Below are 10201 nucleotides of genomic sequence, written 5' to 3' on the forward strand. Positions count from 1 at the left end.
CCATTCGGCTCGATCTGCCCGTTCTCGATGGCGTCGCCTCCATTCTCATCAGCCTCGTCCTTGCGGTGACGGCCGCCTTTCTGGCTCGGGAAACCAAGGGACTGCTGATCGGCGAACCCGCCGACCCCGCCATTGTGATGTCGCTCTTGCGCATCGCGCGGGAAATGGAGGGCGTCGCCCATGCCAATGGCATTCTGACGGTTCACCTCGCCCCGCGACAGATCGCTGTCGCGCTCAGCCTCGAATTCGCCGACGCGTTGACGACGCCCGCCATCGAACGCAAGGTGAGCGAACTGGAGCAGCGGCTGCGCGATCTGCATCCGGAGGTGATCGCGGTTTTCGTCAAACCGCAAAGCGCGCTTGGCTATGCCGAAGCGGTCGAACGCCGACGAGGCAAGACCAGACAGATCGTGTTTCACGCGCCGGAGATAAGAGAAGTGAAGGAGCAGAGTCCGAGGCTCTCGCCGCCTGCGTCGACTTGAGTAATTTCCGATCCTCGCGCCGCTACATGGCGACTTCTACCAAGTCGGTATCATGAAGCGATGTCCCGTCACCGCTCTGATCGCACATCTGGAGAAAATCATGTCCAAAGACAAAATGCTGAAACAGGCCGTGCTCGACGAATTGGCCTGGGAGCCGAGCGTCGACGCGGCGGATATTGGCGTGACGGCGAAAGACGGGATTGTGACCCTCCTGGGCCATGTCACGACATTCGCCGAAAAATTCGCCGCCGAGAAAGCGGCGAGGCGGGTCAATGACGTCAAGGCGGTCGCCGAGGAAATCGAGGTGCGACTTCCCTTCGAGGTGAAACGCGGCGACGAGGAAATTGCCGCGGCGGCCGTCGATCGGATGAAATGGAGCACGACGATTCCGGCTGACGCCGTCAAGGTGAAGGTGGAAAAAGGCTGGATCACCCTGACCGGCGAAGTCGCTTGGCGTTTCCAGCAGGAAGCGGCCCTCAACGATGTGCGCGAGCTCTGGGGGGTCATCGGCGTCACCAATGACATAACCATCAGGCACAGGCCCAACGCGGCCAATATCAAGGACAATATCCTGCTCGCCCTCGACCGCTCCTGGTTCGATCCCGCGTCCATCGACGTGTCCGCCCTCGATGGCAAGGTGACGCTGACAGGAAAAGTCCATTCCTGGTGGGAGCGCGACGAGGCCGGCTCCGCCGCCTGGGCCGCGCCGGGCACGACCTTTGTCGAGAATGACCTTCTCGTCAGCTGAACGGACTTTGCCCGGCGGCCTGCCGCAACGGCTCGCCGGGCGAACCCGCCTGCGCCAACGTCCATGAGGCTTGAGCCCACGGACACAAATCAGGGATTGCCAGCAATCGAGGCAGCGCGGTTTTGCGGAGTGTTTCATGTATCGCAGCGACGGTGGCCGGCGGTTTCCGGTTCTCGGCGCGGCCGGGCTTTTTTGGCTATTATCCCGCGCGAAAAGCCTCCAGCCTCGATCCCATCGGGGCCTCGCGCTATGAGTAGGATCGGGCCGCTCAAGCCAAGCGTCGAGGCGCCGGAAAGAGAGGCTATCATGGCAGTATTATCGACAAATGAGCGCAACGCCTTGGCCGACGGGCAATTCGGCCTGCCGGAAAAACGCGCCTATCCGATGCCCGACGCCAGCCACGCGCGCAACGCCAAGGCGCGCGCGGCTGAAGAGTTCGGCAAGGGCAATCTGTCATCGGCCGAAAAGGCCCGGATCGACCGCAAGGCCAATGAAATTCTCGGCGAGACGTGATCCACCGGATCGGGAGACATGCATGGCGGCGATTGGGCGCGCGGCCCTTTGTTCGATCATCCGGCCGAAGGCCTCAATTCGCTCGGTCTGGCCTATGTGCGTATGGTCGAACGAAGCGACGATCCAGCCGGAAAATGGAGTCGGAAGAAAAGGCCCATGCGCATGTTCCGAACCTGATGCTCCCGGCGATTGATCGTCAGGGTTCGCCGTGGATCCGTCCCCGCGCAACGGCAATGGGATCAATCGATCCGCAGGCGCGCGTAAGCCGCTCACCAGCATCCATTCCCATCTGCCGGCCAGTTCGCGGCGATGGGCGAGAGCCAGCAAGATGATCGCGGCGCCGTCGACGATGAAATATGCTACCAGCTCAATACTTAGTGTCGCCAAACCTTGCAGCGGATACCAGAGCAGGAGCGCGCCGGCGATGACCGCGCCGCGGCCGCCGACAGAATCGACCAGCCGAATCCCGGCGCGGACCTTGCCCCAAACGTGAACGACAGACCGACGAGTCCCGCGACCAAAAATAGCCAGCCCAAGAAAACTGTTGTGGCAAGATCGGCAATCGGGGGAAGGACGATAGCGCCGAGCCCGGGGATGCATAAAATGATCCCTTCGACCGGAAACAACTTCCAATGATGGCGCATCGACGGGGTGAGAGGCTCTGAGGCTGCTGCATGGACATGGTCGCCCTTCCTTGGATTTGTAAGAATATTCGCATGGGACTTCGCGCCCAAAAAACGCGATCGCCCCGCAGGAAAAGTTCACGCCCTCGCCGACCCATTCAGGCCTGCATTCAGGTTCGATGATTGGTGCGAGGATTGAATCTCCACGCCGCTCTTGAACCGTCAGGCTTCCGCCATATCGTGCAGGGCGATGAAGGCCTTGAAGAGAACCCGCGGATCGAACTTGCCCTTGTAAACGGCCGGGGGCTCGCGCTTCAGGCCGAGCAGCGCGTAGGTCGCCGCCTGCGCCGAGCGGATCGAGTATTCGACGGTGAACACGACGTCGTCCGGTTGCTCGCAAAATTGCCCGATGAATGCGAGGTTCTTCGAGCCCTTCGGCACGACCTGCGGGCGATCTCCCGCCCCGCGACGAAGGAACTGGCTGGTAATGAAAGGCATCATGCAGGGGATGCAGATCGACGCTGCAAGAATCCCGGGCGCGGCGGCGCCGGCCTGGAGATGACCGAGGATCTCGGTCATGATCTCGCGGCCGGTACACGAGGACATGGGCTTTTCGACAAAATTGCCCGGGGCTGAAACGTGGAGTCCGTAGCCCCAGAAAACGCTGACGTCTTCAGGCTGGCCAATAAAATGCGGCTGATGGGGAATGACGATCGAGACGAGCCAGTTCGATTGCGGAAATGTCACGAGGCCGCCTTCGCCGGGGGCATTGCCCGTGAGATCTCGAACGATCCGAAGAAATGCCGGATCGTGCAGAGTCGTGGTGAACGAGACCCATTTCGACTCGTCTATATGGTCGGAGAAGACCGACGGATGACCGAAGTCGTCCCTGCCCGCGGCGATTTCTTCCCAGAGCGTCCAGGCGCCGCCGTCGGCCTTCCCGTTCAGCGCGGGCGCGCGATCCATCGCTCCGAGGCTCGAGGCTTCGGTCATCGAGCCCAACGTCACCATCACGAGATCGTTGGCCCCGATCGCGATTTCGCCGGGCTTTCCGTCGTGCTCATACGCGATGCGCACGACGCGCGTCTCGCCGGCTTGCTCGCGCAATCCGAGGTCCGTGACCCGCGTGTTCAGCGCGAAGGCCACGCCGCGCGCGGCCAGCCATTTGTGCAGCGGCCTGACCATGGAATCATACTGGTTGCTGACTGTCCGCATGATGCCTTCGAGACGGTTGAAGCCCGAGACCATGTGCGCAAAGCGCACGAGATAACGCTTGAATTCGACCGCGCTGTGCCAGGGCTGAAAGGCGAAGGTGGTGCACCACATGAACCAGAAATTGGTCTCGAAGAACGCGGCGTCGAATTCATCCGCGATGCTGGCGCGGCCGAGCATCGCTTCCGGCTCGATCGCCAGGCGTTCGATCGTCAGGATATGCGCCTCGCTGAGGCCGAATTTCGGAGCGACCTCGCGATGCCCGTCGCGAACGAGTCGCGATTTCGACGAGGTCTTCATCGTCTCGTTCCAGTCGAAGATCTCCTGAGTGACGGTCTTGCTGTCGTCGAGCGTGGGTATCGATGAGAACAGGTCGTATGTGCAAAGATACTTGCGCTCGATCATGCGTCCGCCACGCAGCACGTAGCCATCCTGAGCCGAGCCAGCGCCGTCGAGACTGCCGCCGAGCCTGTCCGTCTCCTCGACGATCGTGATGTTGCGACCCAGGACGTCACCGTCGCGGATCATGAAGGCGGCGGCGGCCATGGAGGCAATGCCGCCGCCCACCAGATAGGCCTTGGCTGCGTCCCGGTCAGGGCCGAACCTTATGGGAACCTGGCGATCGGAGTTTGGACTGTTGTCGCGCATGTGGTTTCATTCCGAAATAAGAGAAAGACGCCGCGCAAGCAGAAAAATCCGCTGCTGATCGGCGGTAAGCTCATGCGCGCAACATTCCAAGGCTCCGCGGAAGGCCAAGGGTGAAACCCGACGGTTTGACTAATACCTCGCGGCGAATTGGCTTCGGCAGAATCGGAAATTACTCACAACTCCGCGTCGACGCTGGTGTGCGCGATTTTCTCTCGGCGTCACGGCCGTAAGTAGTTTCCGACTCTGCCGGCTGCGTGCGCCCGCTCCTAGGAATTCAGCCTATCCTTTAGAGACGCGAATATCGATGCGCTGAATGTTTCCCAGATCCTTTCAAAGGCATGTGCTGGCCGCCGGCGCTGAGACAGCCAGAATGAGCACCATGAGGTCAGCCCAATGAGACGTGACGATTCCCGGGACTGGATGTGGTCGGAGGCCGTCGCATTGATCGCCCGCGCCGAGCAATTGCAGGGAAGTTTTTTTCGGCCGCGACAGGCGTCCCGGCAGGCCGTCTGGGAGCCGCCCGCCGACGTGCTCGAACTCGAGAGTGAAGTGCTGATCTTGATGGCGCTGCCCGGCGTAGACGCCGACCAGGTCGAAACCGCCGTCGACGATGGCGCGCTCGTCGTCGTCGGCCGCCGCATCCTCCCGCCTGAACTCCAGATGGCCGTGATCCATCGGCTGGAACTGCCTCAGGGTCGCTTTGAGCGACGCTTGCCGCTGCCGCCCGGACGCTATTCGAACGTGCGGCGCAGCGTCGCCAACGGCTGCCTGATTGTCAGTCTCCAAAAAAGTCTCTGAGACGGTGCAAAGACGATAATGTCCTATGACCATGACGTGCTTCCGGCCACCCAAGAAATGTCGATCCGAGAAAAGCCGATCGCGGATCCATCGGCGCTTGCGATCGTTCCGCCCGCCGCCGATGCGCTGATCATCGTCCCGCTTCGCGACATGGTTCTGTTTCCGGGAACGGTTTTTCCGGTCGCCATCCAGCGTCCGCGCTCCATCGCAGCGGCGCAGAAGGCCCTGCGCGAGGAAAGCCAGATTGGCGTCCTCATGCAGCGCGATTCAGCGATCGCCGAACCTTCGGCGAACGACCTCTATCGCATCGGCACGGTGGCGAACATTCTGCGCTACGTCACCGCGCCGGATGGCAGCCACCACCTCGTCCTTCAGGGCGCTCAACGTTTCAGCGTGTTGGACTTCATCCAGGAGCAACCCTTTTTGGCAGCCCGGGTTCAGCGGATCGAGGAGCCCGAAATCCGCAGCCCGGAGATCGAGGCGCGGACGCTCCATCTCAGGGGGCAGGCCGTGGAAGCCCTCGGGCTTCTGCCGAATGCTTCGCGGGAGATGATCGTCGCCATCGAAACCGCCGCGCCGGGCGCGCTCGCCGATCTCGTCGTCGCCTATCTGGATATCGGCCCCGCCGAGCGGCAGGAGATTCTCGAGACGATCGATATCGCCAGCCGGATCGACAAGGTGACGCGTCATCTGGCGCAGCGGATCGAAGTCCTGCGCATAAGCCACGAAATCGGCCGCCAGACCAAGGCGTCGCTCGACTCGCGTCAGCGGCAGGCGATCCTGCGCGAGCAGATGGCGGCGATCCAGCGCGAGCTTGGCGAGGGAGATGGCAAGGCCCCCGAAATCGCCGAACTGAGCGAGGCGATCGACAAGGCGCGGATGCCGGCCGAGGTCGAGGAGGTCGCCCGAAAGGAATTGCGCCGCTACGAGCGCATGCCGGAGGCGGCGGCTGAAGCGGGCATGGCGCGCACCTGGCTCGACTGGCTGATCGAAATGCCATGGGCGCTGCCCGAGGAGCCGCCGATCGACCTCGCCGAGGCGCGTCGCATTCTCGACGAAGATCACTTCGGACTGGAGAAGATCAAGCGCCGCATCGTCGAATATCTGGCCGTCCGCAAGCTCGCGCCGAAAGGCAAGGCGCCAATCCTGTGCTTTGTCGGGCCGCCCGGCGTCGGCAAGACCTCGCTTGGCCAGTCCATCGCGCGCGCCATGGGCCGCGCCTTCGTCCGCGTCAGCCTCGGCGGCCTGCACGACGAAGCCGAGATCCGCGGGCATCGCCGCACCTATGTCGGCGCGTTGCCGGGCAATATCGTTCAGGCGATCCGCAAGGCGAAGTCCCGCAACTGCGTCATGATGCTCGATGAAATCGACAAGATGAGCCGAGGCGTCCAGGGCGACCCATCGGCCGCCATGCTGGAGGTGCTGGACCCCGAGCAGAACGCGACGTTCCGCGACAATTATCTCGGCGTGCCCTTCGACCTGAGCCGCGTCGTCTTCATCGCAACGGCGAACATGCTGGACTCCATTCCCGGCCCATTGCTTGATCGCATGGAGATCATCGGCCTCGCCAGCTACACCGAGAGCGAGAAGCTTCAGATCGCTCTGCGCTATCTCGTCCGCCGGCAACGCGAAGCCAATGGCGTGCGGGAATCCCAGGTCCAGTTCGATGACCTCGCGCTCCGCGAGATCATTCGCGCCTACACTCGCGAGGCCGGCGTGCGAAACCTCGAACGCGAGATCGGCAGGGTGTTGCGCTATGCGGCCGTGCTGGTCGCCGAAGGCGGCGTCGAGACGATCCATGTCACCGCCGAAAAGCTGACGACAATCCTGGGACAGCCGCGTTTCGAGAGCGAGGTCGCCATGCGCACGAGCGTGCCGGGCGTCGCGACCGGCCTCGCCTGGACGCCCGTCGGCGGCGACATTCTGTTCATCGAAGCGACGCTGACTCCCGGCGCGGGACGCCTCATCCTCACCGGCCAGCTCGGCGACGTCATGCGCGAAAGCGCGCAGGCCGCGCTCAGCATCGTCAAGAACCGCGCCGCCTCGCTTGGAATCGACGCAGCGCGTTTCGAAAAAAACGACATCCACATCCATGTTCCCGCTGGCGCGACGCCGAAGGATGGTCCGAGCGCCGGCGTGGCCATGTTCACCGCGCTGGTATCGCTTCTCACCGACCGCACGGTTCGCGGCGATACCGCGATGACCGGCGAAATCAGCCTGCGGGGGCTGGTCTTGCCGGTGGGCGGAATCAAGGAAAAGGTCGTCGCGGCCGCCGCGGCGGGACTGAGCCGCGTCATGCTGCCGGCGCGCAACCGTCGCGACTATGACGACATCCCCGAGGAAGCCCGCGACAAACTGGAGTTCATCTGGCTTGAGCGCGTCGACGACGCCATCGCTTCCGCGCTGGCGGAGAAAACGTTCCAGGCGCCGTGATGCGGCCATCTGCAGATCGGCGTCGGCAGACGGCAGATCTGCAGCCGCGACGGTAGCCGACACTATCAGGCGCGATTGATTTAGATCGGGAGTCGAAAGCGCCTCAGACGGGCGACCACCACCGCAGGTTCGATCGGAGCAGGGATCCGAGGAAGGGCGGCCCCGAAGCCGGCGAATAAGGCGTCGGCGCTTGGTATTTGGCGGCGGCTCTGCCGCCGTTGCGGGCGGCCTATGCCGCCGTTGCGGGCGGCCTATGCCGCCATTGCTTCCATTCGTGGCTCCATTGGCCTCAACCGGGCGAGCCTCCGCAAATGCTGCGCGGTCGCAGCGAGCAAAAACTCATCCTTCGCGCCGCATGACGGGATCAGGGACGCTGTTCGAGTCCAACGAGGCGGCGTTCGTTGAAGCCTTTAGCACAATCAAGGACGAGGGGATCACGAGCTTTTTCAGACGCGCGGCTTCGGAGGGCGGGCTGCATTAAGGACATTGCCGCGTTCGCCGTGGATTTTGCCGGAAAGACAACGACAATCATTAGAGACGCAGGCGCCTGGAGGTTCCGGCAAGCGGCGCCAAAGAATGCGTCCCTGCCGATAGTCCCGGAAATGGCGCGGGTCTGAGTAAATTCCGATCCTGCCTTTGCCTCGCTCCTCCGCGATATTCCTTCCGGAAGCGCCGGCGCAGCGCGTTCCGGTAACGCAACAAGGGCAGGACTCCGTTTTTTGCGGCGATGGTCGCTTTCGGACGTCGTTTTGTCGTCGAAGCCGCCGCTTTCGACAGCGGGTTCATCAAAGGAATTATTGGGAGCACAAAATGAAAAAACGCATCCTCATCGGCCTCGCGAGCGCAGCGCTGACAGGCTTTCCTCTCCTCAACGGTTCGATCGCCCAGACGGACAATAAAACGCCGGCCGCGCAAGCTGAACGGAATACCGGACCTGCGGACAATCAGATCGCCAATGAGGTCGACGCCAGGATTGCTCACCTCAAGGCGCAACTGAATCTCTCGGTCGATCAGGAAAAGAACTGGCCGGGCTTGCAATCCGCCTTGCACGACTATGGCGTCGGACAGTTGAAACACGCCATCGAAAGCGAAAATCGCCCGAGCCGCCGTGAGCGCGCACGACAAGGTCAGGAACGCCCGAATGAGATCGGCGTCCTGCGGACCATCGCAGACAACCTCGCCGCCAGGGGCGCCTCCTTGAAGAAGCTCGCGGACGCCGCCGAGCCGCTTTACGCCACGCTCGACGAACGGCAGCAACACGAATTGTTCCAGTTCCTCAGGACCGACTTCGAAAGGCGCCACGGCTGAGGCGATGCGTCATTCCAGTCTGGTCTTTCCGGCGCTGGCTTGCTGTGCATTTTTGCTTGGCGGTTGCGCCAGCGCGCCTCGCATCCCCTTCAGTCGAGCCGACCAGATGGCGGCGATGCCCTTGGGGACGCGCAGCGTTCGTTTCTGGGCCGATGCGCCCGAGAGCGTAGTGCAGGACGCCGCGCGGCGTGTCGTTATCCAGAAGGGGCGGAAATTCGCCTATCTGGCTCTGTCGGGCGCCGGCGTGCTCAATGGATGGACGCAATCGGGAACGCGCCCGGCGTTCACCGTGGTGTCGGGCGTTTCCGTCGGCGCGATGATCGCGCCCTTTGCCTTTCTGGGTCCAGACTACGATGCGAAGCTGCGCCGGATCTACACGAATGGCGAAGCGCAAAGCCTGATCGACCAAACCAGCCCCCTTGGAGCGCTGTTCGGAGGCGGCCTGATCGAGAGCGGGCGCATGCGTGAAGTGGTCGAACGCAATATCGACGATGCGATGATCGGTGAGGTTGCGCGCGAGGATGGCAAGGGGCGGCGGCTTCTCGTCGTCACGACCGATCTCGACGCGCAGCGCGCCGTCATCTGGGACATGGGCGCCATCGCGGCGACAGGCGGTCCTGCGGCGTTCAAGTTGTTTCGCGACGTGATCGCGGCCTCCGCGAGCGTCCCGGTCGTCTTCGAGCCGCAACTCATCGATGTTCAAGCTAATGATCGCCGGTTTCAGGAAATGCATGTCGATGGCGCCGTCACGGCGCCGGTTTTCATCCTGCCGGACACGCTCCTTCTCGGCGGCAAAAAGAATTTTCCGAACGGCGCCCGGCAAAACCTTTATGTGATCGTCAATGCGCCGCTCGACGCGGGTTTCAAGGTGGTTCCCAACAAGGCCGAGGCGATAGCGGCGCGCCCCTTCGGCGTGATGACCCGGGTCGAGACCGAAGCCGTGCTGGCTCAAACCTACAAAGTCGCCACCAGCGACGGTCTGGGTTTCAATCTCAGCTATATCGGCCAGGACATTCCCGACAGCGGCGGCACGGGCTTCGAGACGGAAACGATGCGCCGGCTGTTTGCCTACGGCTATACGAGGGCAAGCGCCGGCTCGTTCTGGGAGAACAAACCGCCTCAGGTCGAAACGGCGAAGGCGATGGCGAAGGCGCCGGAAAACTGAATGGGGTCGGCTGGGCCCTGCGCCTTCGGGCGCCAATAGCGCAAGCCAAAACAAGAAAGGCCAGACGCAATTGACCGTCGTTCCGCTCGCGCCGAATGCCAAAACCAGGTCGCCGTCGTTCCGCGCCAGCGGCAAGGGCGTGGCGATCGCCGCTGCGCTCGCGCTGCTGATTGCGGCGGGCGGACTCTTCTGGCGCCAAAGCCATTACACGCCGCCGGCGAAATATGTCAGCGCCTCCGCAACCCGTGGCGACATCACGCGCGTTGCCACG

General features: G+C 62.8%; 9 protein-coding genes and 1 pseudogene. 8 read left to right on the forward strand and 2 right to left on the reverse strand.

Translation table 11 applies throughout. The features are described from left to right. The 3 genes and pseudogenes from QZY01_RS00050 to QZY01_RS00060 form a co-directional block, all read left to right on the forward strand. Nucleotides 1-482 (forward strand): annotated as a pseudogene (locus QZY01_RS00050) (hypothetical protein); the annotation flags it as partial. A gap of 100 nt (nucleotides 483-582) precedes the next feature. Beyond that, complete coding sequence (locus tag QZY01_RS00055) at nucleotides 583-1230, forward strand: BON domain-containing protein (RefSeq protein ID WP_294531838.1); 648 nt, start codon at nucleotides 583-585, stop codon at nucleotides 1228-1230. A gap of 306 nt (nucleotides 1231-1536) precedes the next feature. Continuing rightward, nucleotides 1537-1743, forward strand: coding sequence for a hypothetical protein (locus QZY01_RS00060; RefSeq protein WP_294531841.1), 207 nt, complete (start codon nucleotides 1537-1539; stop codon nucleotides 1741-1743). Here QZY01_RS00060 and QZY01_RS00065 read toward each other — a convergent pair. Beyond that, nucleotides 1684-2376: a DUF308 domain-containing protein gene (locus QZY01_RS00065; protein WP_294531844.1), complete on the reverse strand. Its 693-nt coding sequence runs from the start codon at nucleotides 2374-2376 to the stop codon at nucleotides 1684-1686. The two genes, QZY01_RS00060 and QZY01_RS00065, sit on opposite strands and share 60 nt — an antisense overlap. A 212-nt stretch (nucleotides 2377-2588) precedes the next feature. Then, nucleotides 2589-4226, reverse strand: a complete 1638-nt coding sequence (locus QZY01_RS00070) for an oleate hydratase (protein WP_294531847.1) — start codon at nucleotides 4224-4226, stop codon at nucleotides 2589-2591. Nucleotides 4227-4619: 393 nt separating this feature from the next. On the opposite strand from QZY01_RS00070, the gene QZY01_RS00075 reads away from it, so the two are divergent. From QZY01_RS00075 to QZY01_RS00095, 5 genes are all read left to right on the forward strand, one after another. Then, a complete protein-coding gene (locus QZY01_RS00075) occupies nucleotides 4620-5024 on the forward strand; it encodes an Hsp20/alpha crystallin family protein (protein WP_294531850.1) in 405 nt (134 codons plus the stop codon). A gap of 18 nt (nucleotides 5025-5042) precedes the next feature. Further along, the gene (lon, locus tag QZY01_RS00080; RefSeq protein ID WP_294531852.1) at nucleotides 5043-7457 is read left to right on the forward strand and encodes an endopeptidase La; all 2415 of its coding nucleotides are present in this window, start codon (nucleotides 5043-5045) and stop codon (nucleotides 7455-7457) included. 810 nt (nucleotides 7458-8267) lie between these two features. Next, entirely contained in the window at nucleotides 8268-8765 is a 498-nt protein-coding gene (locus QZY01_RS00085; protein WP_294531855.1) for a Spy/CpxP family protein refolding chaperone, read from the forward strand. 4 nt (nucleotides 8766-8769) lie between these two features. Continuing rightward, entirely contained in the window at nucleotides 8770-9930 is a 1161-nt protein-coding gene (locus tag QZY01_RS00090; protein ID WP_294531858.1) for a patatin-like phospholipase family protein, read from the forward strand. Nucleotides 9931-10000: 70 nt separating this feature from the next. Next, nucleotides 10001-10201: hypothetical protein (locus tag QZY01_RS00095; RefSeq protein ID WP_294531861.1), on the forward strand; the 201-nt coding region annotated here is incomplete at its 3' end.

The organism is uncultured Rhodoblastus sp., from assembly GCF_903903185.1.
GTDB lineage: Bacteria > Pseudomonadota > Alphaproteobacteria > Rhizobiales > Beijerinckiaceae > Rhodoblastus.

Coding starts and splice junctions, on each gene's coding strand:
- QZY01_RS00055 (WP_294531838.1), top strand. CDS start 583: ATGTCCAAAGACAAAATGCTGAAACAGGCCGTGCTCGACGAATTGGCC.
- QZY01_RS00060 (WP_294531841.1), top strand. CDS start 1,537: ATGGCAGTATTATCGACAAATGAGCGCAACGCCTTGGCCGACGGGCAA.
- QZY01_RS00070 (WP_294531847.1), bottom strand. CDS start 4,226: ATGCGCGACAACAGTCCAAACTCCGATCGCCAGGTTCCCATAAGGTTC.
- QZY01_RS00075 (WP_294531850.1), top strand. CDS start 4,620: ATGAGACGTGACGATTCCCGGGACTGGATGTGGTCGGAGGCCGTCGCA.
- lon (WP_294531852.1), top strand. CDS start 5,043: ATGTCCTATGACCATGACGTGCTTCCGGCCACCCAAGAAATGTCGATC.
- QZY01_RS00085 (WP_294531855.1), top strand. CDS start 8,268: ATGAAAAAACGCATCCTCATCGGCCTCGCGAGCGCAGCGCTGACAGGC.
- QZY01_RS00090 (WP_294531858.1), top strand. CDS start 8,770: ATGCGTCATTCCAGTCTGGTCTTTCCGGCGCTGGCTTGCTGTGCATTT.